The sequence below is a fragment of the Streptomyces sp. NPDC059371 genome (genome assembly GCF_042751995.1).
Lineage (GTDB): Bacteria > Actinomycetota > Actinomycetes > Streptomycetales > Streptomycetaceae > Streptomyces.
The window spans coordinates 65,543-92,047 of the sequence record NZ_JBHYXD010000008.1; the positions used below are offsets into that span (position 1 = coordinate 65,543).

The window sequence follows — 26,505 nt, forward strand, 5'->3', positions numbered from 1 at the left end:
GTGTTTTTTGCCCCCCTCCCCACTTACACTCTCCCCCCCCACCCCCCGGGGGGGCCCCCGGGGCCCCCCCCCCCCCCCCGCCGCCCCCCCGGCTGCTGTCACTCGATCCATCGGGCGGCAGCCTCGTACATCGTGGCCGGGGTGCTGTTGAACCCGATACGGATCCAGACCGATGACAAGGACGCGTGGTGAGGCAGCCGTGTCCATGTGCGGACCACAGCGTCGAGTGATCCGTGGAGCAGTTCCCGACCGGATCTCCTTCAGCCGAGCTGAATCAGCCGTGCAATGTGAGGAGCACCTCGTCGACTTCCTCGCCTCGCCCGTTCGCGAAGCCCCGGTCATTGCCGGTGACCACGAATCCGCACTTCTCCAGGACCCGGATGGAACCGGCGTTGTCCGCAGCCGCGCGGGCGTGCAGCGGGCGCGTGACCGCGATGGCGAGGAGCCCGCGCAGCGCGGCGGTCGCGGCTCCTCGGCCCCAGTACTGCCGCCCGATCCAGTACGTGACCTCGCGTTCCTCGGGCGGGCCGTAGACGGCCACGTGCCCGACGACCTCACCGCTTTCGCCGACGACGGTGCGATTGACGACGGCTGGATCCTGGCGGATCCGTGCCCAGTGGGATTGGAAATGGTCGGCGTCCGACGGGTCCTTGGCAGTGAACGCTGCCATACGGATCCCCTCGGCATCGTTCATGTGAGTGAAGAACACTGGCAGGTCGGTGTCTCTCACCTCTCGCAGCACTACATCCATCGGAGCCTCCCGGCTGGTGATTGTGAGCGGTCGGTTGCGTCGCGATGAGCCGGTTCGATCATTTCAGGCGATGCCCGCCGCCGAGGACGTTTCACCACTTCGGCCTGACCATGCCGGGGAAGTCGGATGAGGGAGTCGCGGCCGTGGTGCGGCGACGGCCAGGCGGGACGGGTTCACCCGGAAGGCGGCGGGCTCTTCGGGTGTTCCGGACCGTGGATCCGGCCGGGCGGCCGCGTGGTGCCGTGCCGTGCCGACGGGCGCGCGCACAGCATGACCGTTAGGTTTTCCATGTCCGTTGTGCACCTCATGGCGTGCTGACCCGAGGAGTCCCGCGATGACCTCGTTCCCCACCGATCTGTCCCCCTTGACCGGCCGCTACACCATCGACGCCGCGCACAGCCGTATCGGCTTCATTGCCCGGCACGCGATGGTCACCAAGGTCCGCGGCGCGTTCACCGAGTTCGAGGGCAGCGCGTCCTTCGACGGCTCCGACCCGTCCAGGTCGGGGGGCAAGGTGACCATCGAGGCCAAGAGCGTCGACACCCGCAACGCCGATCGCGACAAGCACCTGCGCAGCAACGACTTCTTCAACATGGACGAGTACCCGCAGATCACGTTCGTCTCCACGGCCGTCCACCGCAGCGGCGACAGCAGTTTCGACGTCACCGGGGATCTCACCATCAAGGACGTCACCAAGTCGGTGACGATCCCCTTCATCTACGAGGGCACCGCCACCGACCCGTTCGGCAACGTTCGGGTCGGCCTGGAAGGCTCGCTCTCCATCAACCGCAAGGACTACGGCGTCATCTGGAACGCGGCGCTGGAGACCGGCGGTGTCCTGGTGAGCGAGAAGATCCAGCTCGAGTTCGAGATCTCCGCGATCAAGGACGCCTGACGGGGCTCGATCACGATGTCGCGTCGACGGCGATCGTGCACAGTCTCTTGGTGGCGCGCGTGAGGGCGACGTACAGGTCGCGCTCGCCGCTGGGGCGGGCTGTGGCGATCTCCTCCGGGGCGACGATGACGACCGCGTCGAACTCCAGGCCGCGGGCCTCGGAGGCCGGTACGAGGCGTGCCCACCGGGCCACACCCGCGGATGCCAGCTCCTCGACCCGGTCGTCCGCGCAGATCACGGCGAGCAGTTCACTCGGGTGGGCCTCGGTCTGCGCCCGGAGTTCCTCGGCCACGGTGGTGCTGATGGTGTGCGGTGTCGCGGTGAGCCGCCGCGGAGGCTCACCATGGCGGATCGAACGGCTCGGTGTCTGTCCGGGGGCGATCCGGGACAGGAGGCCGTGGGTGGTCGCCAGGATCTCCTGCGTCGTGCGGTAGCTGACGGTCAGTGTGTGCAGGGCGAACCGGCCGCCGAGATGCGGGCCCAGCGCCTGGGACCAGTCGCTGGCCACGGTCAGGGCGCCCGCCTGGGCGAAGTCGCCCACCAGCGTCATCGACCTGGCCGGGCATCGGCGCATCACCATCCGCCACTGCATGGCGGTCAGCTCCTGTGCCTCGTCGACCACGACGTGCCCGTACGACTGCTCCGGCGGCCCGTCCACCAGGGCTGCCGCCTCGTCCAGCAGGGGCAGATCGGCATCGGTCCACGGGGCGTCAGGAGGACGTACCAGCCGGGAACGTTCGTCGCCGGTGAGGGACGCCAGGTGCCTGGCCATCATGCGGGGGTCCACCAGCAGGGTCCGTACGAGCCCTTCGGGCGTCAGTCGCGGCCAGAGGGCTTCCACCGCGTGGTCGACGTGGGCGTCGCCCATGAGGTTCGCGCGGGCGGCGCCGGCGTCGAACACCTCCTCGGCCGGGTCGCCGGCCGGAGCGTCGTCGAAGCCGAGAGCTCGCAGGTCGGACGCGGCCGCGGCGTCGAGATTCATGCCCGTGCTCTCGGCGATCTCGGCGTCGATGTGTTCCAGGGCCTCGACGGCGCCGCGCTCCAGGGCACGCGTGACCGTGCCGATCAGGTGCTCCTTGAACACCTCCCGGGCACGGTTGTGCGCCAGGCCGCTCGCCGTCGCGGCCTCCCGCGCCGCGGCGACATCCACGCTCTCCAAGCGGACCTGCTCCTGCCCGACGCGCACCGTGAAGCCGCTGCCAGGGGCCTGCCGGGAACGCACCAGGTCCGCGAGAGCCTCGGCCAGCGCGGAGCTCCCCTTGAGGCGCGCGACGTCGAACGGTTCCGCGGCCCCGGGCACCACCCCGGCCAGTTCCTCGCAGGTCGCCAGGAGCACGTCGTTCTCCCCAAGAGAGGGCAGCACCTGGGACACGTAGTCGAGGAACCGCGTGTTCGGCCCGAGGACCAGCACACCCCGGGCGGCGGCGCCCGGGAACGCGTACAGCACGTACGCCGCCCGGTGCAGCGCGACCACGGTCTTGCCCGTGCCGGGGCCGCCCTGCACCACCGTGACCCCCCGGTGCGGGGATCGGACGATGGCGTCCTGCTCCGCCTGGAGCGTCGCCACCGCCGAACGCATCCGTCCCGTGCGCCGTGCCTCCAGCGCCTCGGTCAAGGGACTGTCGCCGACGACGTCATCGGCCGCGGCCGCGGATCCGTCCAGGAGCTCGTCGCTCACCGTCCGTACGGCACGGTCCTCGACGCGAAGATGACGGCGCCGCCGCAGCCCCATCGGATGGACGGCCGTCGCCTCGTAGAAGGGCCGCGCCGCGTCCGCCCGCCAGTCGACGAGCAGCGGTACATCGCGGTCATCCACGTGCAGCCCGACTCGTCCGATGTGCAGGGCGGTTCCCTCCGCACCGTCGATCCGGCCGAACGCCAGCCCCTCCTCGGCTCCCTCCAGCCGGCGGAGGCCGCGTGCCAGTCGCTCCGCGGCCGCATCGCGCTCGTACACCTCGCCGGGGCTGTCGGCCGGCGACCTCAGCACATCCGCCAACTGTGCCCGTACATCCGCCAACCGCTCGTCGAGCAGCCCGTACATGGCGGCCACGTGAACCTGCTCCGCCTCGACCTGTTCTGCGGCACCCTCGTTGAACGGCGGCAACAGCGGTCCTCTCCTCGAATCGACCCTCAGTATCGAGTGTGTCGAGGAGTCGCAACCACCGCGCCGTGCGGCACGGCCGTCTGCACCTGTACCCGCACCGGAGGGGTGACGTCACCGGTCCTCTCGGCGGCACCTGGACTGTTCGAGCGGGTTCGCGCCGTGGCCGGACTCGATCTCGCCCCCGCGTGCATCCTCGATGAGACCGCCCGCTGGGACCACGCCTTCATCCTGCGGGAAAGTGGGCAGCGCTCCATGTCGAGACGCTCGCCCTACGCCCCTCTCAACATACGCCCCTCTCGCCATACACCCCTACGGCCCGATGTCAGTGCCGTCCGCCATGATCTGACCCATGAACGACATCGAGACGGCTCCGCCTCTGCCTTCCCGCATGCGGGACAGCCACGCGATAGGCGGCGCCCTGGGGGGTCTCGTCCATGTCCCGGAAGGCTGGAGCTTCGGTACCTTCGAGGACATCGAGCGCATCGGACGCTACGTCGAAGGCAGTCGGGCACTCGATCCGGGCGAACAGGAGGTCCACCTGTCGCCGGAGGGCACCTGGCCGGAAGTCATTGCCAGTTGGGCGCCCGATCCGAGCGGACGGAAAGTCCGGCTTCCCGGATCGGGCACCTGGACGGACGTCGTAGGACGCACGGGCGGGCTCGCCATGCGCGCGGCGTCCCCCGCGACCAGGCCGGAGCGCCGCGAAGTGGTGCTCCGCTTCCTGGAGATGTGGGCGGGCACGCCGTTCGCCGATCCGGCCTACCGCTTCCGCGTGGGCCGGCTCGCCGGGCCGATCTCGTTCAACGCCCGCGACCACCAGGGGGTCTCCTTCGGCCTGCATCTGCCGGGTGCGCGCAGAACGCTCTACTTCGAGGCCGTTCTGCCCGGTGGCGAAGCAGCCCCGCGCCCCGAGGAGCCGCTGCACGTCGTGGACTGCCGGCACGGCTGGGGCACTCCCTCGCAGCTACGACGCCTGGTGGAGCTCGTCCGGGAGCGCGGCCCGGTCACCTGGGACGCGGACGCGGTACTCGCCCTGAGCGAGGCGACCGGGCTGAGCCGCCCCGCCGCGGCCCTCGTCCTGGCCGGCAACCCCGGCGCGGGCAGCTACTACAAGCCCTTCCTCGACCAGCACGAACGTACCGTGTTCGGCTTCAAGAACGGCGAACTCGACTCGGCGCGCGAAGAGTTGGCGATGCTGGGTGACTCGGGGCGGAACGCCCTGCTCGCCGACGTGATGCCCGAGGACCCCGCGGACCTGTGGGAGCCGGGCAGCCCGGCCCGCGTCGCGGAGCGCGCCGCCGCGGCCTGGGCACAGCAGCACGGAGCCCGCCCGACCCCGCCGTGGAGCACCTGGCAGGCCGCGGTCGCCCTGGAGAGCCGGATGCCGGCGGCCCACCTGTGCCATCTGTTCCTCGACCCGACGGACTCCACTGTGCCACCGGGCTTCCGCCCGCGGGTCCGGCCCGGCCCGCCCGAGCAGCCCGTCCCGAGGACCCCGTGGGATATCACGCGCCGGTACGAGGCGGACTTGCTCGTGGACGCCGTCTTCGCCGGCCTGGTGTGGGCGTACCCGGACCTCCCCGCCGGAGACCCCGTGCGCGAGGGGATGCCCGAAGTCGTGCGCCATCTGCGCGAGTTGCTCGCCGCAGGCGACGCTGCGGCCAGGCTGCTCAACGAGAGCATGGCCCGCTACAGCCTTGGGAACCGGCGCTCCGACTGGCTCACGGACGGCACCGGCGACCGCATCACCGCCCGCGTCGCCGCCGGCGATCTGCCCCCGGGCCGCTACGAGTCCGACCCGCGCGCCTGTGTCCCGGACATCGTCGCCGACGTCGTCGCCACCCTCGGTCTGTCCGAGGACGCCGCCGCCCTCTATCTCCAACTCCTGCTGCTCCCGGCCCCGTCGGACCGCAACGTACGGCGCTGGAACGCATGGACCCCGACCCGCCACAAGGCGGCCGCGGCAGAGCTGACAGCGCGTGCTCTGGTGGTCGAGGACCGCAGACCGCGCGCGGGGCGCACCCTCTTCCTGCCCGGACCGTGGGCGCACGCCAAGAAGCCTCTGCCACCGATGGAGACCTGGAAAGTACCGCTGATCGGGGCGCAGTTGCACTTCTCCGGGGACGAGGTGCGGGCCTTCGAGCTCCTGCCGGACACGCTTCCCGCGTTGTTCACGGAAGCCTGGCGGCTGGTCCGCGGGGGTCAGGGGCCGGTGGCCTGACGATCGGGGACGTGCGGCGGTCCGGACGACGCCTGCCGACGCACCGACGCACAAGCGGCCCTGGCGACTGCCTGCCGGTGACGGCGGCCCTGCGACTGCCTGCCGGCGACGGCGGCCCTGGCGGCCACCTGACGGCGGACGGCGATCCACAGCCGTCGGCGTGCGGCGGTCGTAGCCCCTCTCGCCGCGGTGACGTGGCCTCCTGTGGCCTCCTGTGGCCTCCTGTGGCCGCAGTGCTGCACAGGATGGCCGCGCGTGACAGATTCATGACGTGTGCATGTAATGCCTTTTCGATCGCCGGACCCGGAACCCATGGTCGCTGTGTGGCACCGACCCGAGTGCCACGCATGGTTCGGCGGGGATCCGCACCAGGATTCCGCGCCCGATCGCAAAGGACCTCCTCACATGGCAGCAGTACGCACCATGAAGCGGCGCATCGCGGCGGCGATCGCCACAACGGCCGCCGCGGCGACCGCAGTCGGCGCCCTTTCCGCCCTCCCCGCCCAGGCCACGCCGGCCGAGGGAACCGTCTTAGGGGCGCATTCCTCCGACGCCGTTCCCGGCAGCTACATCGTCACGCTCAAGAAGAACGTCGGCTTCAAGGCCACCGCCCCGCACGGGAAGAGCCTGGTGGCCGAGTACGGAGGCACCGTCAGGCGGACGTTCACCGCGGCGCTCAACGGCTACGCCGCCCACCTCACCGGCGCCCAGGCCAGAAGGCTGGCGGCCGACCCCGACGTCGCCTCGGTCGAACAGGACCAGGTCGTCCACACCCTCGGCACCCAGACCAACGCTCCCTGGGGTCTGGACCGGATCGACCAGACGAACCTTCCGCTGAGCGGCACGTACACCTCTCCCGACGACGGGGGCAGCGGGTCGACCGTGTACGTACTGGACACCGGCGTGCGGATCACCCACCAGGACATCGCGGGCCGCGCCTCCTACGGGTGGGACTTCGTCGACAACGACGCCACCGCGCAGGACGGCTACGGCCACGGTACGTTCGTCGCGACCGTCGCCGCCGGAACCACCTACGGCGTGGCCAAGAAGGCGAAGGTCGTCGCCGTACGGGTCCTCGGCAACGACGGCTCCGGCACGACCGCCGGGGTCATCGCGGGCGTGGACTGGATCACCGCCAACCATGTGGCCAACTCCGTCGCCAACGTCTCCCTCGGCGGCGGCGCCAGCACCTCGCTGGACAACGCGGTGAAGAACTCCATCGCCTCTGGGGTGACGTACTCCATCGCGGCGGGCAACTCGGGCGCCCTGGCGTCGAACTACTCCCCCGCCCGGGTCACGGAAGCGCTGACCGTCGGCGCGACGACCAGCACCGACGCACGGGCGACCTACTCCAACTACGGCTCCAGGGTCGACCTCTTCGCCCCCGGCTCCGGAATCACGGCGGCCTGGAACACCTCCGACTCGGCCACGTACACGGGCAACGGCACGTCGTTCGCCGCCCCGCACGTCTCCGGGGCCGCCGCCCTCTACCTGACGGCCCACCCGGGCGCTTCCCCCGCGACCGTCGGCAGCGCGCTGGTCAACGGCGCGACCAGTGGAGTCCTCAGCGGTATCGGTTCGGGCTCCCCGAACAAGCTGCTGAAGCTCGTTCCCTGATCAGGGGCATAGGCGATTGAGGCAGGAAGCTCGGCCGGATCCCCGGTCGAGCTTCCCGTGCTCCCGGGCCGGCACCGAGGTGTCGAGCAGGGCTCAGTTCCGTACGGCGCTGGTCAGCGGGGACATTACGTGCCACCCCAACGTCTCGTACAAAGCCCGGCCCTCAGGCGTCGCGACCAGCACACCTGTCGTGGCCCCCTGCCCGGCCGCGGCCTCGGCGAGCGTGCGCATCAACAGGCGGCCCAGACCCCGGCGTTGATGAGCGGGGTCGGTCTCGACCTGGTCGACGACATAGGCGGAGCCCGTGACGGCGACCTGACCGCGCGCGGCGAAGGCGCCGTCGGCGGAACGGACCAGGGCGCGGGTGAGGCCGGCCCGGGTCCAGGTGTCCAGCCGGTAGCCTTCGGTGATTGCCGGCGGGGCTTCGGCCTGGATGGGACGCGAAGGAGCGGCCATCAGGAAGCCGGGGCCGCCGGCGAGGGACCAGCCGGGCCCGAGCCAGGATTCGACCGCCTCCGGTGGCGTGGGCGTCTTCAGCCAGACACCGGGTGCGGCAGTGTTCTCGGTGATCTTACGGACGACCGTTTCGTCGCCGGCCGACAGCACGTGGCGTATGACGTGCCCACGCAGCCCGACGTCAACGGTGAACCCCCAGGCGGCGGGGACGGGTTGGGCCGCGCCGCGCGAAACGGCCCACCCGTGAGTCCATGCGTGTATGGCCTCGGCCGTGTTCAGGTACCGCAAGACGCCCCCCGGCACAGGTAATGGATGCGTGTGGCTGACCAGGACGCGCATCCACACGCATCCATCTTATTGAACATGACTTGCAATTGCCACCATCATGCAAGAAGAAGATCTACAGCACGGCCGAACCGTCGGCCTTCGGTGATTCGGCCGAGCGGACGGCAAAACGGCACCGCTGTCAGTCCCCTCCTTCGCACAGGAGATGCATCCCGACAGATCTCTCGCGTCGCACAGCCGACGGCGTCCGGCTATTGCCACCCTCCTGCGCGGCCTCAGCCGCTCTGGAAGCGGCGAGCCTCGGCCACGAGTTCTGGGGACAGGGCAGGACCGGAACAGGCGTGGTCGATGAGCAGGTCGCGGTACGGGCTGTCCGGCAGGTGCGGTGCCAGTCCTGTGAAGTCACGCAGGTCGTCGGGTGAGCCCGTGAGCCGCGCGCGGTAGGCGGCGCCGGCCGCGCGAAGCGTGACGTCGTCCGGTTCGTGCTCCAGCGCCTGCCTTGTGAGCTGGACAGCGGCGGCGAAGTCGCCTTGTTCGGCGCGGAGGTCGGCCAGGTCGAGATACAGCGACCAGTTGGTCGGGTCCAGGGCCAGAGCGCGTTCGAACGCCGCCGCGGTCTGCTCGGGATCCCCCAGTTTCCGCCATGTCCCCGCCCGTACGACTTCCGTCAGCATGATCCGTTCCATGGCATCCGCCCGGTCGCAGAGGGCGAACGACGCGTCGGTGAGACCGCAGGCCCGCAGGAAGATCGCCATCTTGGCCATCGCCTCGGGCACCGGCTCTCGGGCACAGACCACTTCGATCAGGCCGAACCAGGGGCGAAGCTTCTCCCGGGTGCCGGGGGCATCCAGAGCGCGGGCGTGGTCCGTCGTCCGCATGACGGCTTCGGCCAGGGCGTTGGCGGTCACCGCCTCCAGGAACCGTACGTCCCTGAACCAGGGGGCGTTGGCCCAGGCGATGGTGGGCTTCGCGCCCGTGACCGATCCGATCGCCATCACCGCGGTATCCATGTCGTTCTCGATGAAGCTGACGTACGACCACGCCAGCACGGACCGCAACGAGTCGGCGCCTTCAAGGAGCTCGGCCAGGTCCGCCCGCTGCTCCGCCCACAGTGCGGCGAGCACCGCGTACGGTTCCGGATCCTCGGGTGCGGCGGCGATGGCGCCGGCGACATGGTGGACGGCCGCAGCGGGGCTGCCGCCACAGTGCGCCATCACCCGCGCAAGACCGATCCCGCCCGCCACCGCTCGATTCGACGTCATCCGAAGATCGTAGAACCTCGAATGCCCCGCTTGGGAGGCACCTCGACCAGTGCGACGTCGGCAGGCGCGGTGGCCAGACTGCTCTGGGGATGCCCGACCCGCGAGTTGCCTGGCATCGCGCAGGCCAGGTTCTCCGGGGCTGGGCACAGGGGCTTTTCCGGCTTCCTCGATTCGCCTCCGTGGAGCAGTCCGACTTGCCACACTGGTCACTGCGCCATGGGACGGTGGGACGGGCGGATCCATGGCCGATCGGGGGCGTGCCATGGATGTGCTGCTGGGGCTGGTGCCGGACGAGGCCGCGAACGCGGTGGAGACCGAGCGGCTGGCGCTGCGACTCCGCGCCGAACTCCGCGAGCGTCACATCCACACGTCGCAGGTGTTCGCGGACGGTGTTCCGCCCGAGGGCGCCAAGGGGGTCGACGCGCTCACCGCGGGTGCGGTGGTCCTGGCGCTGAGCGCTCCTGGCGGAGTGCTGACCTCATTGGTCGGTCTGCTGCAGGACTGGCTCGGCCGGCAGTCCGCCCGGCATCGGGTCTCGGTCACCATCGACGGCGACACGGTGGACGTGGAGCATGCGACTCCGGAGGAACGGCGGCAACTGCTCGACGCGTTCGTGCGCCGCCATGGAGTGGGTGGGGAGTAGCCGTGGGACGCCGATTCGCCTTACTGATCGCCACCCACGACTACGAGGACGAGGGGCTGGCGCAATGACCGCGCCCGGCCACGACGCCGAGGCACTGGCCGAGGTGTTGCGCGATCCGGAGATCGCCGGGTTCGAGGTGACGATCCTCGTGAACGAACCGCAGCACCGAATCGGCGCGGTCCTCGGCGAATTCTTCCGCGACCGCCGCCACGACGATCTCACGTTGCTGTACTTCACGGGACACGGTCTCAAGGACGAGGAGGGCCGGCTTCATCTGGCCGCGACGGACACCCGCCGCTCCAACCTCATGTTCACCTCCCTGGCCGCGGAGCGGATCGACCAGGCGATGCGCACCTGCGCAGCGCGGCGGCAGGTGCTGATCCTCGACTGCTGCTACAGCGGTGCCTTTCCCGCGGGCCTGGTCGCCAAGTCGGATGACGACGTACACACGCTGGAGCGGTTCCAGGGCAACGGCCGCACGGTGCTCACCGCGTCCGATGCCACGCAGTACTCCTTCGAGGGAGACCGCCTGCACGGCCGCGCGCCCCGGTCCGTCTTCACCGGGCATCTGGTGCAGGGACTGCGCGACGGCAGCGCCGACCTCGACGGCGACGGCGACATCACTCTCGACGAGCTGTATAGCTACGTCCATGACAAAGTCGTCGCCGAGATGCCGCAACAGCGGCCCAAGAAGCAGGAGAACGTCGAGGGCCGCACTGTGATCGCCCAGAACGTCGGCTGGGATCTTCCCGCGCCGCTCCAGCACGCCTTGCTGAGCCCTCTCGTCACGGACCGGCTCGGCGGAGTGCAACAACTCGCCCACCTGTACCGGATCGGCAACAACAGGGTCCGTGCTCGCGCGGCGGAGCGGCTACGGCTCCTGACTGACGACGACAGCCGCGCCGTGGCAGCCGCGGCCGCCACGGCGGGTGAGGCCGCCGGACTCCTCGCGAAGACCGATCCAGGATCGGCGGACATCGACAGGCTGCTCGAGCAGGCGATGCAGGAACGGGACGCGGACGCGCTCGACCAGGCGGAGGACCGCTACTGGTCGGCTCTGGACCTCGCGATAGAACACGGAACCAGAAGGCAGCAGGGCTGGGCCTGGGACGGACTCGGCTCCTGCCGGTGGCGAGCCAGGGACTTCGAAACGGCTCTGAAGTTCTTCACCCGTGCCGACCGTCTCGCCGACGAGACGGGCGACGCACTCCTGAAAGCCTGGAGCCTGCACAACTTCGGCACGTACCAGCGCGAACACCACAACGTGACGGCGGCCAAGGACTTCTTCGAGCGGTCCCTGGCGGTGTCGGACATCCATCAGTGCCACACGGCCGCCGGATGGACCCACCACCAGTTGGCCGAGCTGGCCCGCGACGACGGGGACACCCGCCGGGAGCGGGAGCACTACGAAGCCGCCGCGCGGGTCGGGTCGGCCGGTGACAACCCGCATCTGGCGGGCTGGAGCCGGATTCACGTCGCCCAGTGCGCGGAGCACTCCGGCGACTTGTCGCAGGCGGGCGAGCACTATGCGCACGCCCTGGAGATCGGCACCAGGATCCACCAGCGATGGATGGTCGAGAGAGCCGAGACGGGCCTCGCACGGATCGCCGATCCGGCGGACCGCAGCCCGGAGCATGACGAGACCCGATCCTGAACCTGGCCTTCGGCTCCAGCCGGCTCCAGCCCGCTTCGTACGGCGGTGACGACTGGTTTTGTAGGAAGGAGACCGAGTCCTGGCGCTGCCCTCGGGCCGGTACCGTGCGGCACAGGCTCCGACACAGGGTTCCGTCGGGCCGCGAGCTCGGTCAAGCGCCTGCGCGCACTGATGCCAGCTTGGTCCATTTCCTGGCGATCTCCTCTGGCCGTTGGTGGCCGCACTCGATGATGTTGCCCACGTCATCGGTCACCTGTGCGTAGCAATCACCGGCAGCGATCCAGACCGTCACGTTCTCGATCCCGGCGGCCCGGTCCGCCTCGTTCACCCAAAACGTGATCGAGAAGGCCAACTCATCGCCGTCGTAGTCGGATCGGACACGGAAGGTCTCGCCAGGCTTCAGCCAGCGATCCTCTCCCAGTGGCTCCAGCCACAGAACCAGCCAGCCCTTGTTTTCGTTGCGAACATCCATCACTGCCATGGCCGCACAGTATGGGTACAAGGGCGGAGCGCATCACCTGGGGCGGCTGGAGAGGTTTTCGCGTACCCAAGCAGGATCGGGGTTGGTGTGTGGCCGGCCCGCCACGATGACGGTCGGCACGGTCTCGTTGCCGTCGTTGGCCACCCTCACCTCCGCGGCTCCTGCCGGGTCGCGCCAGATGTTGACCCAGTGCAGGCGGCGGGCGTGACGGCCCAGCCGGAGGCGCAGGCGTATGCAGTACGTGCAACCGGGACGCCAGTAGACGATGGGCCGGCCGTCGACCGCGCTGCGACGCTGCGCCTCCCCCGCGCCGATCGACCTCGGGAAGATCAGGGGCGAGTTCACGCCCGCGAGCGCCAGGAACGCCAGCAGCACCGCTGCGGCCGTGGTGGGGGTCCCCTTGAGGACCATCCCCGTCGCGACGGCCGAGCCGCAGAGCACGAGCAGCATCGGCAGGATCCAAGCACGCATCATGATGACGCAGGGTACCGACGAGTCGGCGTTCGCATCGGACGAGGGCCTGTTCTGCCTCTGCCTCTGCCTCTGCCTCTGCCTCCGTCTCGCCCCGCCCCGCCCCGCCCCGCCCTGTCTCGTCTCGTCTCGTCCCGTCTCTTCGACCGGGTGAAGCTCGACTTGATAGGCAAGTTGTTGCTTGCCTATGGTGATGCACGTGGCGGAGGATGTCTTCAAGGCGCTGGCCGACCCCACTCGACGGCGGATCCTTGACGAGTTGGTGGAGCGGGACGGGCAGACCCTGTTCGAGCTGTGCGCTCGGCTGGTGACCAAGCACGGTCTGGGACTGTCCCGTCAGGCGATCAGCCAGCATCTGGCCGTCCTGGAATCCGCGGGTCTGGTCGTTTCGCGGCGCCAGGGCCGGTACAAATTCCACGACCTCAACACCGAACCCCTCGAGCGCATCGCGACCCGATGGCTCAGGCCCGACGCATCGGAGAGCACCGAATGAGGATCCACCTGTCCAGCGTCTTCGTCGATGACCAGGAGAAGGCCCTGCGCTTCTATACCGAGGTGCTGGGATTCGTGAAGAAGCATGACGTCCCCCTGGGCGAGCACCGGTGGCTGACCGTGGTCTCGCCGGAAGATCCCGACGGGACCGAACTGCTGCTTGAGCCCTCCGGTCATCCCGCGGTGCAGCCGTACAGGACGGCGCTGGTCCAGGACGGCATCCCGGCCACCGCGTTCGCCGTGGAGGACGTGCAGGCGGAGTTCGACCGGTTGCGCGATCTCGGGGTGACCTTCACCCAGGAGCCTCTGGAGATGGGCCCGGTCACCACCGCGGTGCTGGACGACACCTGCGGCAACCTGATCCAGATCGTGCACAGCAAGTAGGGCCCGACCCAACTCATGCCCGGCCGCGATCCCCTGCCCGAGTGCGGGCCGATTCGACCGTGGGGTTCCGGGGACGCGCGGATGTCATCGCGCGAACATCACCCCGCCTTCGCCGCATCGGTCCCGTACAAGGTCGCGGCGGCGGTCTCGGCCCCCTTCATGTCACAGGTCTTCTGCCCGTCGGCCGGGGCTGTCCACAGAGGTACGAAGCCTGACGCGGCGGACGAGGACTCCAAGTCGCCGCGCAGGTCCTCGGCGAGGTCGGCGGCCTGTGCGTCGACAGCCGATGTGTCCGCAGCGGTGCCCCTGTCGCGGAGGAAGGTGCCGGCGACTCCCCATGGCCTGTTCCTTGAGGCCGCGTGGAGATCAATTGGCGAGCTGTCCGCCGGACACTCGCCCTATGCTCCTGCCTCGAGGCGGATCGGGTGATCCGCTGCTTGGGGGATACATGACAGCGCCAGGATCAATCCCGAACGTGACCGACGAGCGGCTGTGCTGGCTCATTCTGCGGGACGAACTCCGGCAGAGGAGCGGCAAGTTGCGCTTTCTCGGACGCCTCAGAGCCGTCATCGGCGGCCACCGGGCCAGCAGCGCCTTCTTCGAGGGAGACCTCAGACGCGAAGACACGTCGGCCCGGATGAGCGGCTACGCGGTGGCTGTGGACGCCTCCGCGCAGACGCTCTCACCCGACGAACGCCGACACCTGCGGTCAGCCGGTGAAGTGCCCGAATGGTTCAGGCCCGACGTAGAGCGGCGCTACCAAGAGTTCCGCAGGCGTCGTTGACCTGAGTGATGCCGCGGGACTCACCGGCAAACCTCTTGAGCCTCAAAGGAACTTTGCACTTGATGCTCGGTCAGCGTCTCCGGCGGCATCTCCGGGCCCTTTGGCATCACCCCGCAGATCGTCCGTCGATCCTGGGGGCAGTGTCATGGCGACCCGGAGTGCGCCGGTCACGTTACGGACGGGTGGGGGTCGGAGCGAGGGTGACCGTCGAGGTGAAGATGTCGCGGTCGTTCTGGCGGGCGGTGACGCGGACGCGGGTGCGGTCGAGAGAGTCGGTCGGGAGGGCGTCGGCCAGGATCCAGCACGGGGCGTCGAGTTCCGCGTAGCGGGTGAAGACGGACTCCATGCCGACGGCGACGGTGGGTGTGGGGTGGGCCAGGGCCTGGGCGGCCTGGCGTGCCGCCTCGAGCAGCAGCATGCCGGGGGCGTGGTCGACCACGTGGTCGAAGAGGATCGGGTGGGTGGTGTCGGCCCTCAACTGCCAGCGGTCGGGGGTGTGGGTGGGAGACAGCACCACGTCCTCGAAGCCGTCCCGGCCCACCGGTCGCGGGGACGCCGGGGGCGACAGCGGCAGGACACGAAGCGCCGCGATGTCGGCGTACCGGCCGCGCAGCCGCTCGTACACGGCACGGTCCTGGATGGTGAAGCGGGAGTGCGCGGTGGCGAACGGAACGCCGTCGCACAGGACCTCGACGCTCAGCGCGATCGCGGCGGCGCGGTCGCGGCGGTAGGTGACCTTCGGGCACGTGATGCGCAGTTCGACGAGGGCGGGAGTGGGGTCCGAGCCCGCCCGCAGGGCGAGGGGGCCTTCGAGGCCGGTGGGTGTCGTGGGTGCGGAGTCCGAGCCCGCGCACAGGGCGAGAGGGCTTTCAAGGCCCGTGGGTATCTCCGGGGCCGGGGCCGGAGCCGCTATGTGCCAGTCGAGGTCCTGCCACAGGAGCTGGTGGCCGAGCGGTACGGCGTAGGCGCCGTGGGAAAGCAGCGGCAGGGTCTGGCGGATCGTTTCGCTCAGCAGCATCGGATCGAGGAGGCCATCGCGGGTGCGGTAGAAGCGGTGGTCGCGGGGCCACTCGGCGGTGACGGTGAAGGCGTCCGGACCGGTGCGCTCCCAGGCCCGGAGGAGCACCTCCTCCTGCCTGGTCTTGTGCGTGTAGCTCTGCGGTACGGGTGCGAGCGAGCCGGTGGCGTACTCCCGTACAGCGGTGGTGACGTGTTCCTGGACGGCGGTGGTGACCTGCTCCTGGACAGCGTTCGACGGCATGACTGAATCTCCCCCTGGGTTCAGCACGAGATGGAGCCGGTCCCGTTTGGTCGTCGGGCCCGACTCGAATAACATAGAGGTCGTTCTTTTTGTTTGTCGAGGGATTCAGGAGGTCGATCGATGGCGCGTCAGCAGGAGCGTGCGGTCAGGACCCGGGAAACACTGGTGCGCGCAGCCGCCGAGGTCTTCGATGAAGTCGGTTACTCCGGCGCGAGCATCAACAAGATCCTCGACCGGGCCGGCGCCACCACAGGGGCCATGTACTTCCACTTCAAGTCCAAGGAGGAACTGGCCCGTGCGGTCATCCTGGAACAGGCCGCCGACCTGCGGCCTCCGGAGGGCGAGGGCGGACTTCAACAGCTCCTGGACATGACCGCGTACCTGGCGGTCGAGATGCAGAGCAACATCCTCTTCCGGGCGGGCGTACGGCTCGCCGTGGAGCAGGGGGCCACCGAGCTCCAGGACTACGCGATCTACGAGTGGTGGGCCGACCAGTTCCGCCAGGAGCTGGAGCGCGCCCGCGAGATGGGGCAGATCCTGCCGGAGGTCCAGGAGGCCGACTTCGCCCGGCTCCTCGTGGGTGCGTACACCGGCACGCAGATCATGTCCCAGATCTCCACCAACCGCGCCGACCTGCCCGAGCGGATCGCGTCGATGTGGCGATGTCTGCTGCCGGCACTCGCGCCGGCCGAGGTCATCGCGGAACTGGACCTGTCCCTGTACAGCGGCACCACCAGCACCACCGCCGCCACGGCCACCGATGCCGCCACCGATGCCGATGCTGCCGCCGCCGCCGAAACGGAGTCTTCCGCGTGACACCTCTCAGAGTCCTGCTCACCGGCGCCACCGGCTTCGTCGGTTCCGAGGTCCTGCGCGCGTTGCAGCGCGGGCGCGCCGGTGGGCGCGACATCAGCGTCCGCGCCCTCGCGCGGACCGCTCCGCCCGACGGCCCGGGCACGCCGGGCCTGTCCTGGGTGCCGGGGGACCTGTCCGACCCGGCGTCACTGCGCGGCGCGGTGCGCGACACGGACGTACTGGTCCACCTCGCCTCCCGGGTCTCCGGCAGCCCGGAGGCGTGCGAGGCCGTCAACGTGCACGGCACCCGCGCCCTCCTGGACGAGGCCCGGCGTGCCGGCGTCGCCCGGATCGTGCATCTGTCCACCGCCGCGGTCTACGGGCCCGGCCCGCACCGCGGGATCGCGGTGGACGAGGTCTCCCCGGCCCCCGTCTCCCCCGCCAGCGCCACCCGGCTCGCCGGGGAGCGCCTGGCCCTGGAGGCGGGGGCGATCGTGCTGCGGCCCGGACTCGTCCTCGGCGCCGGTGACCGCTGGGTGGTGCCCGCGCTGTCGGAGCTGCGCTCCAGAGTCCCGGCCCACTGGGACGGCGGCGGCGGGCTGCTGTCGGTGGTCGACGTCACGGACCTGGCCAGGCTGATCGTCACGCTCGCCGCGACCAACACCCCGGCGGGCCCCGCGGTGCACCACGCGAGCCATCCGGTGCCCGTCAGCAACCGCGACCTGATGGCAGCGCTGACCGAACGCGGACTGATGGACCCGGTCACCGACGACTGGCCCTGGGAAACCTGTCTGCGCCGACTGCGTGAGGTGCCGGGAAGCATGAGCGAGCGTCAGTTCTCGCTGCTGGCCCGCGACCACTGGTATCGCAGCGACGACATCTGGCGAATCACCGGCTGCCCCGCGGGCCCCGGCCCGCTGGCCCGTCTCGCCGAGTCCGCGTCCTGGTACCGCGTTCACCTGGCGGCCTGATGAGGGACGCGCCGATGTCGTACGACGGATGCCCGCAAGGTGCCAAAGTCGTTCGCCAAGTGTGCGAACGGGGCGGTACCGGACCCGCTCGGCTATAGGCTCCAGCCACCGAAGCACCGACATCGTGTTGCACGGTCTGGGGGTCCTTGCCGAGCCCGCCGGCCCGCGGCCCCGGTCACCGCCGGAACAGGGCCGAGGAAATCCCCGTCCCGCCGACCGTCGGGGACCGGTGGCCCGAGCATCGGGGACCGGTGGCCCGGGGACGCGTGGCCCAGGGACCGATGGCCGTTGGCCCGACCGCCGCGGAACCGTCTCCTCCACCGTGCGGCGCACGGCACCGGACACCTCGGGCCGCTCCGACCCGACCGGCGCAACGCCTTCTAGCAGCCCGGAGGAAACGTGCAGCCCGGTCGAGAACAGCGGACCCCTCCTTCCCCGCCGCCCCCTGCGGCCGCCCCCGCCCCGCGGGAACGGCGCCGTCGTGGCACGGAGGTCCTGTGATGGTGAGACAGTTGCGGGCCGAACAGACCCGCCACGCGCTGATCGCGGCCGCCGCCGCGGAGTTCGACCGGCACGGGTACGCCGGGACCTCCCTGTCCCGTATCTGCAAGACGGCCGGCACCACCATGGGCGCGCTGACCTTTCACTTCCCCACCAAGGGCGACCTGGCGGAGGCCGTACGCGCCGCCGGGGACGCGGCCACGCTCACCGCCCTGCGCCCCATCGCCGCCGTACCGCGCCCCGGGGTCCAGGTGGTCATCGACCTGACGATAGAGCTGGCCTGGCTGCTGGAGCGGGACGTCACCGTACGCGCGGCCGGACGGCTGGTCCAGGAACAGACGGCCGACCCGGCGCAGCGGCCCGCGGGCTGGGTCCGCGTGCTGCGGGACCTGCTGGAACGGGCCCGCGCCGAGGCGGACGGGATCCCGGTGCCGTGCGACCGGGATCTGCGGGACATGGAACTGCTGGTGGCCTACCTGATGGCCGGCGCCGAAGCATCGGTCCGGTCCGGGGCGGAAGGCGGCAGCGTGTCTCAGGAGTTGCGCAGCTTGTGGGCGTTCCTGACGTGCGGTGGTCTCCATGACACCCTCACGGGGGACGACGTCCTCGCGGGAGACGACGCCCTCACGAGAGATTCCGGCTTCGCGGAAAATTCCGGCTTCGCAGGAGCAGCCGGCTTTAAGGGAGAACCCGGTTTCACAGGAGCGGCCGGCTTCACGGGAGAAACCGGCTGCGCAGGAGGTACCGAGGGCAGTGCTCTCGCCGGGGACGGTGTCCGGGCCAACGACAGCTCCTCCGCCGGGGACTCGGAGGGGGCGCGCTGACTGTCTCCACTCTCCCCCTGCCGCGCTCAACTACCTTTTCAGAGCGTCCCGTTGCGTCTCGCACCGCTCTGCCCGTGCAGCCCGGCCCTCCCACCTCCCGCCGCCACCGGCGCGCCTCGGCTCCCCCGCCGATCCGCGCGACCGGTCTCCTCCCCCGTGCCCGCCCTACCCAAGGAGCGTCCCCTTGACCACCGTCCGACGCCATGCGCTCGTCACCGGTGCGTCCCGCGGCATCGGAGCCGCCGTCGCCGCCGAACTGGCCGCCGCCGGCCATGCCGTGGCCGTGCACTGCCACGCGGACACCGTCGCCGCGCGGGCCGTCGCGGACGCGCTGCCCGGCGAGGGCCACACCGTCGTGTCCGGCGACCTCGCCGACCCCGACCAGGCCGCGGCGGTGCTGACGGCCGCCGTGACCGCCCTGGGCACCGTCGACGTCCTGGTGAACAACGCCGGGATCTACACCGAGCAGCCCATCACCAGCACTTCGTACGCCGACTGGCAGGCCGCGTGGCGGCGCGTCATCGACGTCAACCTGCACGGCCCCGCCCAGCTCACCTGGTGCCTCGTCGACCACCTGATGCACCGGCCGCAGGGCCCGCGCGGCGCCCGGATCATCAACATCGGCTCCCGCGGCGCCTACCGGGGCGAGCCCGACGCCCCCGCCTACGGGGCGAGCAAGGCGGCCGTGCACGCCCTGACCCAGTCGCTCGCCCAGTCCCTCGCCCCGCACGGCATCACGGTCACCGCCGTCGCACCGGGCTTCGTCGCCACGGAGCTGGCCGAGCCCATGCTCACCGGACCGGACGGCGACGCCATCCGCGCGCAGAGCCCGTACGGGCGGGTCGCGAACCCCTCGGACATCGCCGCGGCCGTGGCCTGGCTGGCGTCCGAGCGGGCGGAGTGGGCCGGCGGCGCCGTGCTCGACCTCAACGGCGCCTCCCACCTGCGCTGAGACCCGGCACCCGACCTCACACCTCACGCATCACGCCTCACACGGAAAAGGACTCGACCATGGACGGTACGGCGGTGCGCGCGACGCTCCTGCAGATCGATGTAGACCCCGGCGAGACGGCCGGTGACCGCCGCGAGCGTGTCGCGGAGCTGGTCCGTGCGGAGCGCGGCGCGGACTTGGTGGTGCTGCCCGAGCTGTGGCCGGTCGGCGCCTTCGACTTCGGGCGATTCGACGCCCAGGCCGAGCCGCTGGCCGGTCCCACGGCCACGGCGATGGGGGCGGCCGCCCGCGACGCCGGGGTGTGGCTGCACGCCGGTTCGATCGTCGAGCGGTGCCCGGACGGGGCCTTGCGCAACACCTCGCTGCTCTTCGAACCCGACGGCCGTCTGCACGCCACATACCGGAAGATCCACCGCTTCGGCTTCGACCGCGGCGAGGCCGCCCTGATGGCCGCCGGGCAGGAGGTCGTCGCCGCCCCGCTGACCGGCACCGGGCTGACAGCGGGCCTGGCCACCTGCTACGACCTGCGATTCCCCGAGCAGTTCCGGCTGCTGGTCGACGCCGGCGCCGATCTCCTGGTCGTCCCGGCCGGATGGCCCGCGCGGCGACGCTCCCACTGGTCACTGCTGGCGCGCGCCCGCGCGGTGGAGTCACAGGCGTACGTACTGGCCTGCAACACCGCGGGCACACACGCCGGGGTCGAGCAGGCCGGGTACAGCGTGGTCGTCGACCCGTGGGGCGAGGTGGTCGCCGAGGCGGGTGCCGGGGAGCAGGTGCTTCGAGTGGAGCTGGACCCTGGCCTGGTCGCCCGGACCCGCGAGGAGTTCCCGGTGCTGCGTGACCGGCTCCTGGGCGTGCCGCAGCCTGCGTAGGACCGAGCTGGACTGGTCGGGGCGGTTCGGGGGTGGGCGGTTCGGGGGTGGGTAGTTCGGCGGGGTAGGTAGTTCCGGTGAGTGGGTCGGGGGACAGCTAGGTCGGGGGGAGAGATAGGTCGGGGCGGGTTCGGGGGAGACAGAACCCCCGAGCCGACCTCAGTCCCCGGGCCCCCCTCTCACCTTCCGGCCCACCGCCTCCCACCTTCCGGCCCACCGGCCCACCACCACGTCAGGACAGCCCCGGCACTCGCCCCACGGCATCCACGCGCCGGACTTGCCGAAGTAGACGGGGAGTTCGCCTCCGGAAGGGGTCGGCACTTGTGGCTGGCAGGCAGCCGTGTAACGCTCTTTCCCGAGCCCGTATGTCTTCTTCCGGACGCTCCCCGTACCGCCCGAACCGCCGCGCTCCACAGGCCCGTTCACGCGTACGGCGGCTCCTCACCTCTCCCCGAAGCGCCGCCTCGTGCGGCGCTTTCTTGTTCACCGACCCCGAAAACGCTAGGAGTTGGCCGTGGCCGACGAAACGTCCCTGTGCATCTCGACGCGCTGCCGCAGGGCGGACGGCGACGCCGGCCGCCCGCGCGGGCGGCGCGCGGAGCCCGGCAGTCGCCTGTGCGGCCTGTGCCGACGGGCCGTCGTGCGTGATGTGGCCGCTCTGCCGGAGCTGCACGGGCACAGCGAGTCCGAGCGGAACAGGCCCTCCGGCGGCGCTCCCACGCAGCGCATCACCGGCAGCCGGGAAGCCGCTCTGCCGGTGCGGTCCTCGGCCCTGGACGCCCGCCACGACGTGGTCGCCGTACTGTCCGCCTGGGCGCGGCTCGTGGTGGACGGGGTGGCGGACGCGGCACCGCCGCGCCGGACGGTGGCCGGCATGGCCGCCTTCCTCGGCCGGTACACCGGCTGGCTGGCGGCCCATCCGGAAGCCGGCCGGTTCGCCGACGAGATGGGGCGGGCGACGGCGGGACTGCGCCGGGAGAACACCGCTCCGGCGGCCGATCTCGTCCCCCTCGGGCCCTGCGTCGAACCCGACTGCACGGCCGAGGTGTTCCTGCCCCGGCGGGGCGGCGAGGGCCTGCTGCTGCGCGGACCCGTCTGCGCCGCGGGACACGTTCTGACCCCGCGTCAGTGGCTCGCCCTGCGGGAGGCGGCGTGACCGCCCGCGCCCGGCGAGTGCCCACCGAGCTCGCGGCACTCGTCCTCGGCGTCCAGGAGGTCACGATCCGCCAGTGGGCCCGGCGCGGCAAGATCACCCGGTACGGGACCGCGCGGCGCGCCCTGTACGACCTCGACGAGCTGACCGAGCTCGCCCGTACGACCACATCCACCGCCACACCCACACCCACACCTACGGCCACCGCCACCGCCACGCCATCGACACCGGCTGCCGGTAGCCCCGAACCTCACAACTGACGGGACAGGGGCGGCCATTCGCCCCACTCGGCCGCCCTCCCCCGGCAGCCCTCCCTCGGCCGTCTCCCGGCATCCCTCCCCCGGCCACCGCCTTACCGACCGCCGACCCTCGGGCCCCAGGCCACGCCCCTCCCCGTCGAATTCCTCCCTCTCTCCTCCCCTCCCCCTCCTCCCCCGGATGCCCTGACCCACGGGCACCCCCATACCCCACGTGACCGTTTTATCCACATTTATCCGCAAGGAGAAACGACACCGATGGACACCACCGACTGGCAGCAGCACTGGAACAACCGGCGTGACCCGTTCGTGCAGGAGTGCCTCCAGGCCCGCGACGACCTGCTCGCGGATCTCAAGGACCCCAAGTCCGCGCAGGAACGGGTGCTGCGCGACATCATCGGCGTCTGCGCCGACTCCCTCCACTGGAAGGCGCGGGGCTACAACGTCACGGCCGAGGACCCCTCCCGCTTCCGCTCGGTCCTGCCGATCAGGCGGTACGCCGACTTCCTCCCGGAGATCGAGCGCGAGACCCGTACCAAGGGAGGTGTGCTCTCCTGCAGCCCCGTACTGCGCTGGCTCAAGACGAGCGGTACGACCGGCGTGCCCAAGCGAGTCCCGTACACCCTGCACTGGCTGCTCACCTACCGCATCCCGGCCATGAAGGCCATGTGGGGCACCTACCTCCTGCACCACCCCGAGCTGCTCGCCCACCCCTGGGCCACCCTCGACACCCAGACGGTCCGCGAGGACGTGTACGACTTCGTGCACGGCGTGGAGCACCAGGCGATCAGCAACCGGCACCCGCAGATCAACAGCCGTGACTGGAACCCGCCGTGGTACCAGTCCCCCTGGTTCAACACCCAGGCTCCCGCCACTCACGCGGGCCGGATGTACCACCGCATCCGCCACCTCGTCGGCAAGGACCTGCACTACATATCGGCCATCAACCCGAGCACGCTCATATCGCTGCGCGACCTGGTCGCCGAGCACGGTGAGGAGCTCGTACGCGATCTGCGCGAGGGCACGCTCGACGGCCTGCCGTGGTCCGAGCCGGACGAGGCGGCGGCCCGTCACCTCGAATCGGTGCTGGCCAAGGGCGAGTTCAGCCTCACGGACGTGTGGCCCTCGCTGACCCTGTACAGCTGCTGGCTGTCCTCCAGCGCGGAGCTGTACCGCGCCAAGCTGGACGCGGTGCTGCCCGGAGTCAGCAAGCTGCCGTTCATGGGCTGCGGCACCGAGGGCGTGACGTCCATCCCGGTGGACGACTCACTGGACAGTCAGCCGCTCGCGGTCGGCCAGGCCTTCTTCGAGTTCGTCCCCGCCGACGTACCGCTGGGCGAGCTGGTCGACGCGGGGAAGCCGGTGCGGACGCTGCTGTTCGACGAGGTCGAGGCGGGCCGCGACTACCACCTGATCATGACTCAGGGCAACGGCCTCTACCGGCTGTGGACCGGCGACATCTACCGCGTCGACAGGGTCGTCGACGGCACCCCGTGGCTGCACTTCGTCCACCGGGACGGCATCTTCCACTCCTTCACCGGAGAGAAGATCACCGAGGCCGAGGTCACGCAGGCCATCAAGCAGGGCATGGCCGGGCTCGGTCTCGACACCGGCCTGTACATGTGCGGGCCGCAGTGGGCGGAGCCGCCGTACTACGTCGTCGCCGCCGAGGTGCCCGTCCCGGGCCGGGACCTCGACCGTTCCCTCTCCCAGGCCGTGGACCGGGAACTGTGCGAGGTCAACATCGAGTACGCCTCCAAGCGGGACAGCGGCCGGCTCGGGCCGCTGAGGGTGCGCACCGTGCCGATCGACGCGATCACCGCGTACGCCGAGTCCCGCCGGCAGGCGGGCAACGCCACCCAGTACAAGTACAAGCCGTTCCAGAAGGACGTCGACTTCATGGCCGGCATCGACGGCCTCACCACGGACACACCGGTCAACACCCCGACGGCCACCGCCGACATACCGGCCATCACCGCCGTCACCGTCATCACCACCGTCGACTCGCCGGTCGCCTTGACCGCCCACACGTCGGTCACCCCCGCCCTACCCACCATCGCCGCGGTCGCCACCGCAGGCCGCTACGTACGCTGAGGAGAACAACGAGATGATCGAGACCAAGAGGCCTCCGCAGAACACCCGCCGCGAGATAATCGACCTGCCGTCCGGCGGCGTCGACCTGGCCCTGCACCTCTGGCGGCCCCAGCGGGTCAAGGGCGCCGTCTTCTACTTCCACGGCCTCCAGAGCCACGCCGGCTGGATGTGGGAGGTCGGCCCCCGCTTCGCCGACAACGACATCGCCTTCTTCGTCCTGGACCGGCGGGGCAGCGGGATCAGCCCCGGCGACCGCGGGGACCTGCCCGGGGCCGAGACGCTGCTCGGTGACTACATCGCCGCGCTGGCCCACGTACGGGAGATGATCGGCGACGACGTGCCGCTGTCGCTCTTCGGCCACTGCCTGGGCGGCTCCTTCATGGCCGCCCTCATGCACCACCCGGACTTCACCACCCGCTACGACGCGGCCGTCTTCTGCTCCGCCTGGCTGGGGCGGATGCACGCCACTCTCGGGGATGACCAACTGCGGGCGCTGGCAGCCGAGACCGGCACCGAGCCGTGGGACGCGGGCCTGAAGTCGCAGGACTTCACCGACGACCCCAAGTACCAGGAGTTCATCGACCACGACGACCTCGCCGTACACCTGATCACCCGCCGCTCGCGGGGCACCCTGCTGGAACTCGAACGGCGCTACCTGGAACCCGGCGACCGGGCGCTCCCCGCGGTCCCGGCCACCTTCGTGTCGGGCATGAGCGACCCCATCGTCGACCTCGACAGCGCCCACCGGGTGTTCGCCGCGATCGCGCCGGACCGCGGGACGATCATGAAGCTGCCCACCGACAAGCACTACCTCTTCTTCACCGGTGTCACGGCGGACCTGGTCGACTGGACCTCCACCCACACCCTGCTCCAGGGGCTCGACCGCGATGCCTGAGGCCGCTGTGCTCCACCGGGTGCGCCAGCCCATGCACGCCCGCTTCGACCACCCGGCGGCGCGCCGTGCCGCCTCCGACAGCCTGGTCCTGCGGCTCACCTGCGAGGGCGTCAGCGGTATCGGCGAGTGCGCACCCAGGACGTACGTGACCGGCGAGAGCACCGATTCCGTCCTCGCGGTCCTGCGCCGGACGTCTCTGGAACGGATCTTCGCGCTCCTGCGCGGCGAGCAACCGGCCGAACTCCTCGACCGGATGCGGCGCGAGGGCTTCGCGAGGGTCTTCGGGATCACCGGCGGGAACAACCTGCTGTGCCTGCTGGAGACGGCGGTCCTGGACCTGCTAGGCCGCCGGCTGGGGCTCGGCGCGGCGGAACTGATCGGCGGCACGGCGGAGTTGATGGAAGGCACGGCAGAACTGACGGGCGACGCGAGTGAACTGGTCGACGGCGCCGCCGAGTTGACGGGCGGCGCCGGGCCGACCGCGGGTGGTGCACCGCCCGCCGCCCCCCTGCCCATCTCGCAGGTGCTGGACCTGAGCATCACCGCCGAGGAGTTCCTGGCCACCCGCGGCCCGTTCCACTTCGTCAAGATCAAGGCGTCCGACGACATCGAGCGCGACGCGCGCAGCGTCCGGGCGGTGCGCGCGCACGTGGGTGACGGCGTGCCGGTCATGGTGGACGCGAACATGAGCTGGACCGAGGCCACCGCGCTTCCCCACGCGTGGCGGCTGCGGGACGCCGGGGCGGATTACGTGGAGGAGCCGCTGCCCAAGGGTTCCTGGGCCGCTCTGGGCGCCTTGCGCCGCCGGGCGGGGCTGAAGATCATGCTGGACGAGTCCCTGTGCACCCTTGAGGACGCCCGGACGGCGGTCGAGGCGCGGGCGTGCGACGCGTTCAACATCCGGGTCGCGAAGAACGGCGGCCCGCTGCCCGCGGCCCGGCTCATCGGCCATGCCCGCCGGCACGGCATCGCGTTCCAGATCGGTGTCCAGGTGGCCGAGGTCGGCCCGCTCATCAACGCGGGGCGGGCGCTGGCCTTCTGCCACCGTGACGCGCTGACCGTCGAGGCGGGCCAGAGCGACCGCTTCTTCCCCGAGATGATCGTCTCGCCCCGCCCGGTCGTCGACCGCCACGCCAACACCCTCTCGCCCGCGCCGGGTTCCGGCTTCGGGCTGACGCTGAACGACGCGGCCGAGCCGTGGGCCGTGCTCGCCCTCACCGAGGAGAGCGGCTCCTGGCGGCCCGTCGCCGCCCCGCGACCCGCCGTCGGCGCCTCGCTCTGAGCACCAAACTCCACGCACCACGCACGCCGGACGTCGCACCATGCACCCCGGACACCGCACGCCGGACACCGCACGCCCCACGCCGCACGCCGGACGCCGGACGCCGCATGCCGGACGCCGGACGCCGGACGCCGCATGCCGGACGCCG

At 70.8% G+C, this 26,505-nt stretch carries 25 protein-coding genes; 18 read left to right on the plus strand and 7 right to left on the minus strand.

The features are described from left to right. Positions 1-274: 274 nt before the first annotated feature. Positions 275-751, minus strand: a complete 477-nt coding sequence (locus ACFXGX_RS07200) for a GNAT family N-acetyltransferase (protein WP_384785872.1) — start codon at positions 749-751, stop codon at positions 275-277. Positions 752-1,085: 334 nt separating this feature from the next. Here ACFXGX_RS07200 and ACFXGX_RS07205 point away from each other — a divergent pair, with 334 nt between their 5' ends. Continuing rightward, positions 1,086-1,646 carry a YceI family protein gene (locus ACFXGX_RS07205; protein ID WP_384785876.1) on the plus strand — a complete coding sequence of 187 codons (561 nt, stop codon included), beginning with the start codon at positions 1,086-1,088 and terminating at the stop codon, positions 1,644-1,646. Between the two features lie 10 nt (positions 1,647-1,656). Here the strand turns inward: ACFXGX_RS07205 and ACFXGX_RS07210 are convergent, their stop codons facing one another. Then, complete coding sequence (locus tag ACFXGX_RS07210; protein ID WP_384786157.1) at positions 1,657-3,687, minus strand: HelD family protein; 2,031 nt, start codon at positions 3,685-3,687, stop codon at positions 1,657-1,659. A gap of 412 nt (positions 3,688-4,099) precedes the next feature. On the opposite strand from ACFXGX_RS07210, the gene ACFXGX_RS07215 reads away from it, so the two are divergent. After that, positions 4,100-5,971, plus strand: coding sequence for a hypothetical protein (locus tag ACFXGX_RS07215; protein WP_384785879.1), 1,872 nt, complete (start codon positions 4,100-4,102; stop codon positions 5,969-5,971). A 405-nt stretch (positions 5,972-6,376) separates the two neighbouring features. Continuing rightward, positions 6,377-7,588, plus strand: coding sequence for a S8 family peptidase (locus tag ACFXGX_RS07220; RefSeq protein WP_384785882.1), 1,212 nt, complete (start codon positions 6,377-6,379; stop codon positions 7,586-7,588). Between the two features lie 93 nt (positions 7,589-7,681). Here ACFXGX_RS07220 and ACFXGX_RS07225 read toward each other — a convergent pair whose 3' ends face one another. Beyond that, a complete protein-coding gene (locus tag ACFXGX_RS07225) occupies positions 7,682-8,194 on the minus strand; it encodes a GNAT family N-acetyltransferase (RefSeq protein WP_384785885.1) in 513 nt (170 codons plus the stop codon). A 410-nt stretch (positions 8,195-8,604) separates the two neighbouring features. Next, entirely contained in the window at positions 8,605-9,591 is a 987-nt protein-coding gene (locus ACFXGX_RS07230; RefSeq protein WP_384785888.1) for a tetratricopeptide repeat protein, read from the minus strand. Positions 9,592-9,853: 262 nt separating this feature from the next. Here ACFXGX_RS07230 and ACFXGX_RS07235 point away from each other — a divergent pair, with 262 nt between their 5' ends. Next, entirely contained in the window at positions 9,854-10,234 is a 381-nt protein-coding gene (locus ACFXGX_RS07235) for a hypothetical protein (RefSeq protein ID WP_384785891.1), read from the plus strand. 64 nt (positions 10,235-10,298) lie between these two features. Then, the gene (locus ACFXGX_RS07240; protein WP_384785894.1) at positions 10,299-11,888 is read left to right on the plus strand and encodes a caspase family protein; all 1,590 of its coding nucleotides are present in this window, start codon (positions 10,299-10,301) and stop codon (positions 11,886-11,888) included. 151 nt (positions 11,889-12,039) lie between these two features. Here ACFXGX_RS07240 and ACFXGX_RS07245 read toward each other — a convergent pair whose 3' ends face one another. Together ACFXGX_RS07245 and ACFXGX_RS07250 are read right to left on the minus strand one after the other, a co-directional pair. Then, positions 12,040-12,369 (minus strand): hypothetical protein, encoded by a 330-nt coding sequence (locus ACFXGX_RS07245; protein ID WP_384785897.1) that lies wholly within the window; start codon positions 12,367-12,369, stop codon positions 12,040-12,042. 33 nt (positions 12,370-12,402) lie between these two features. Beyond that, positions 12,403-12,843: a glutaredoxin domain-containing protein gene (locus tag ACFXGX_RS07250; protein ID WP_384785900.1), complete on the minus strand. Its 441-nt coding sequence runs from the start codon at positions 12,841-12,843 to the stop codon at positions 12,403-12,405. Positions 12,844-13,039: 196 nt separating this feature from the next. On the opposite strand from ACFXGX_RS07250, the gene ACFXGX_RS07255 reads away from it, so the two are divergent. From ACFXGX_RS07255 to ACFXGX_RS07265, 3 genes are all read left to right on the plus strand, one after another. After that, on the plus strand, positions 13,040-13,333 hold the full coding sequence (locus tag ACFXGX_RS07255) for an ArsR/SmtB family transcription factor (protein WP_384785903.1): 294 nt from the start codon (positions 13,040-13,042) through the stop codon (positions 13,331-13,333). Next, positions 13,330-13,716, plus strand: a complete 387-nt coding sequence (locus ACFXGX_RS07260; RefSeq protein WP_384785906.1) for a VOC family protein — start codon at positions 13,330-13,332, stop codon at positions 13,714-13,716. The genes ACFXGX_RS07255 and ACFXGX_RS07260 overlap by 4 nt, the downstream gene beginning before the upstream one ends. A 475-nt stretch (positions 13,717-14,191) precedes the next feature. Further along, positions 14,192-14,500, plus strand: coding sequence for a hypothetical protein (locus ACFXGX_RS07265; RefSeq protein ID WP_384785909.1), 309 nt, complete (start codon positions 14,192-14,194; stop codon positions 14,498-14,500). Between the two features lie 172 nt (positions 14,501-14,672). On the opposite strand, the gene ACFXGX_RS07270 is transcribed toward ACFXGX_RS07265, so the two are convergent. Continuing rightward, a complete protein-coding gene (locus ACFXGX_RS07270; RefSeq protein WP_384785912.1) occupies positions 14,673-15,761 on the minus strand; it encodes a ScbA/BarX family gamma-butyrolactone biosynthesis protein in 1,089 nt (362 codons plus the stop codon). 120 nt (positions 15,762-15,881) lie between these two features. Here ACFXGX_RS07270 and ACFXGX_RS07275 point away from each other — a divergent pair, with 120 nt between their 5' ends. The 10 genes from ACFXGX_RS07275 to ACFXGX_RS07320 all read left to right on the plus strand — a co-directional run bounded on the left by ACFXGX_RS07275 (position 15,882) and on the right by ACFXGX_RS07320 (position 26,357). Further along, positions 15,882-16,577, plus strand: a complete 696-nt coding sequence (locus ACFXGX_RS07275) for a ScbR family autoregulator-binding transcription factor (protein ID WP_384785915.1) — start codon at positions 15,882-15,884, stop codon at positions 16,575-16,577. Then, a complete protein-coding gene (locus tag ACFXGX_RS07280) occupies positions 16,574-17,527 on the plus strand; it encodes an NAD-dependent epimerase/dehydratase family protein (RefSeq protein WP_384785918.1) in 954 nt (317 codons plus the stop codon). The genes ACFXGX_RS07275 and ACFXGX_RS07280 overlap by 4 nt, the downstream gene beginning before the upstream one ends. Before the next feature lie 500 nt (positions 17,528-18,027). Then, positions 18,028-18,852, plus strand: a complete 825-nt coding sequence (locus ACFXGX_RS07285; RefSeq protein ID WP_384785921.1) for a TetR family transcriptional regulator — start codon at positions 18,028-18,030, stop codon at positions 18,850-18,852. A gap of 184 nt (positions 18,853-19,036) precedes the next feature. Continuing rightward, positions 19,037-19,804 (plus strand): SDR family NAD(P)-dependent oxidoreductase, encoded by a 768-nt coding sequence (locus tag ACFXGX_RS07290; protein WP_384785924.1) that lies wholly within the window; start codon positions 19,037-19,039, stop codon positions 19,802-19,804. A gap of 74 nt (positions 19,805-19,878) precedes the next feature. Continuing rightward, positions 19,879-20,676 (plus strand): carbon-nitrogen family hydrolase, encoded by a 798-nt coding sequence (locus tag ACFXGX_RS07295; protein WP_384786160.1) that lies wholly within the window; start codon positions 19,879-19,881, stop codon positions 20,674-20,676. Between the two features lie 514 nt (positions 20,677-21,190). Beyond that, on the plus strand, positions 21,191-21,832 hold the full coding sequence (locus ACFXGX_RS07300; RefSeq protein WP_384785927.1) for a hypothetical protein: 642 nt from the start codon (positions 21,191-21,193) through the stop codon (positions 21,830-21,832). Beyond that, complete coding sequence (locus tag ACFXGX_RS07305; RefSeq protein ID WP_384785930.1) at positions 21,829-22,089, plus strand: transcriptional regulator; 261 nt, start codon at positions 21,829-21,831, stop codon at positions 22,087-22,089. The genes ACFXGX_RS07300 and ACFXGX_RS07305 overlap by 4 nt, the downstream gene beginning before the upstream one ends. Before the next feature lie 255 nt (positions 22,090-22,344). Beyond that, positions 22,345-24,180 carry a GH3 auxin-responsive promoter family protein gene (locus ACFXGX_RS07310; RefSeq protein WP_384785932.1) on the plus strand — a complete coding sequence of 612 codons (1,836 nt, stop codon included), beginning with the start codon at positions 22,345-22,347 and terminating at the stop codon, positions 24,178-24,180. A gap of 13 nt (positions 24,181-24,193) precedes the next feature. Beyond that, complete coding sequence (locus tag ACFXGX_RS07315; protein ID WP_384785935.1) at positions 24,194-25,075, plus strand: alpha/beta fold hydrolase; 882 nt, start codon at positions 24,194-24,196, stop codon at positions 25,073-25,075. Next, complete coding sequence (locus tag ACFXGX_RS07320; RefSeq protein WP_384785938.1) at positions 25,068-26,357, plus strand: mandelate racemase/muconate lactonizing enzyme family protein; 1,290 nt, start codon at positions 25,068-25,070, stop codon at positions 26,355-26,357. The genes ACFXGX_RS07315 and ACFXGX_RS07320 overlap by 8 nt, the downstream gene beginning before the upstream one ends. Positions 26,358-26,505: the final 148 nt, after the last annotated feature.

Bases quoted from the DNA above. Each gene is read 5' to 3' on its own strand.
- ACFXGX_RS07200 (WP_384785872.1), bottom strand. From the start codon at position 751: ATGGATGTAGTGCTGCGAGAGGTGAGAGACACCGACCTGCCAGTGTTC.
- ACFXGX_RS07205 (WP_384785876.1), top strand. From the start codon at position 1,086: ATGACCTCGTTCCCCACCGATCTGTCCCCCTTGACCGGCCGCTACACC.
- ACFXGX_RS07210 (WP_384786157.1), bottom strand. From the start codon at position 3,687: ATGTACGGGCTGCTCGACGAGCGGTTGGCGGATGTACGGGCACAGTTG.
- ACFXGX_RS07215 (WP_384785879.1), top strand. From the start codon at position 4,100: ATGAACGACATCGAGACGGCTCCGCCTCTGCCTTCCCGCATGCGGGAC.
- ACFXGX_RS07220 (WP_384785882.1), top strand. From the start codon at position 6,377: ATGGCAGCAGTACGCACCATGAAGCGGCGCATCGCGGCGGCGATCGCC.
- ACFXGX_RS07230 (WP_384785888.1), bottom strand. From the start codon at position 9,591: ATGACGTCGAATCGAGCGGTGGCGGGCGGGATCGGTCTTGCGCGGGTG.
- ACFXGX_RS07235 (WP_384785891.1), top strand. From the start codon at position 9,854: ATGGATGTGCTGCTGGGGCTGGTGCCGGACGAGGCCGCGAACGCGGTG.
- ACFXGX_RS07240 (WP_384785894.1), top strand. From the start codon at position 10,299: ATGACCGCGCCCGGCCACGACGCCGAGGCACTGGCCGAGGTGTTGCGC.
- ACFXGX_RS07245 (WP_384785897.1), bottom strand. From the start codon at position 12,369: ATGGCAGTGATGGATGTTCGCAACGAAAACAAGGGCTGGCTGGTTCTG.
- ACFXGX_RS07250 (WP_384785900.1), bottom strand. From the start codon at position 12,843: ATGATGCGTGCTTGGATCCTGCCGATGCTGCTCGTGCTCTGCGGCTCG.
- ACFXGX_RS07260 (WP_384785906.1), top strand. From the start codon at position 13,330: ATGAGGATCCACCTGTCCAGCGTCTTCGTCGATGACCAGGAGAAGGCC.
- ACFXGX_RS07270 (WP_384785912.1), bottom strand. From the start codon at position 15,761: ATGCCGTCGAACGCTGTCCAGGAGCAGGTCACCACCGCCGTCCAGGAA.
- ACFXGX_RS07275 (WP_384785915.1), top strand. From the start codon at position 15,882: ATGGCGCGTCAGCAGGAGCGTGCGGTCAGGACCCGGGAAACACTGGTG.
- ACFXGX_RS07285 (WP_384785921.1), top strand. From the start codon at position 18,028: ATGGTGAGACAGTTGCGGGCCGAACAGACCCGCCACGCGCTGATCGCG.
- ACFXGX_RS07310 (WP_384785932.1), top strand. From the start codon at position 22,345: ATGGACACCACCGACTGGCAGCAGCACTGGAACAACCGGCGTGACCCG.
- ACFXGX_RS07315 (WP_384785935.1), top strand. From the start codon at position 24,194: ATGATCGAGACCAAGAGGCCTCCGCAGAACACCCGCCGCGAGATAATC.
- ACFXGX_RS07320 (WP_384785938.1), top strand. From the start codon at position 25,068: ATGCCTGAGGCCGCTGTGCTCCACCGGGTGCGCCAGCCCATGCACGCC.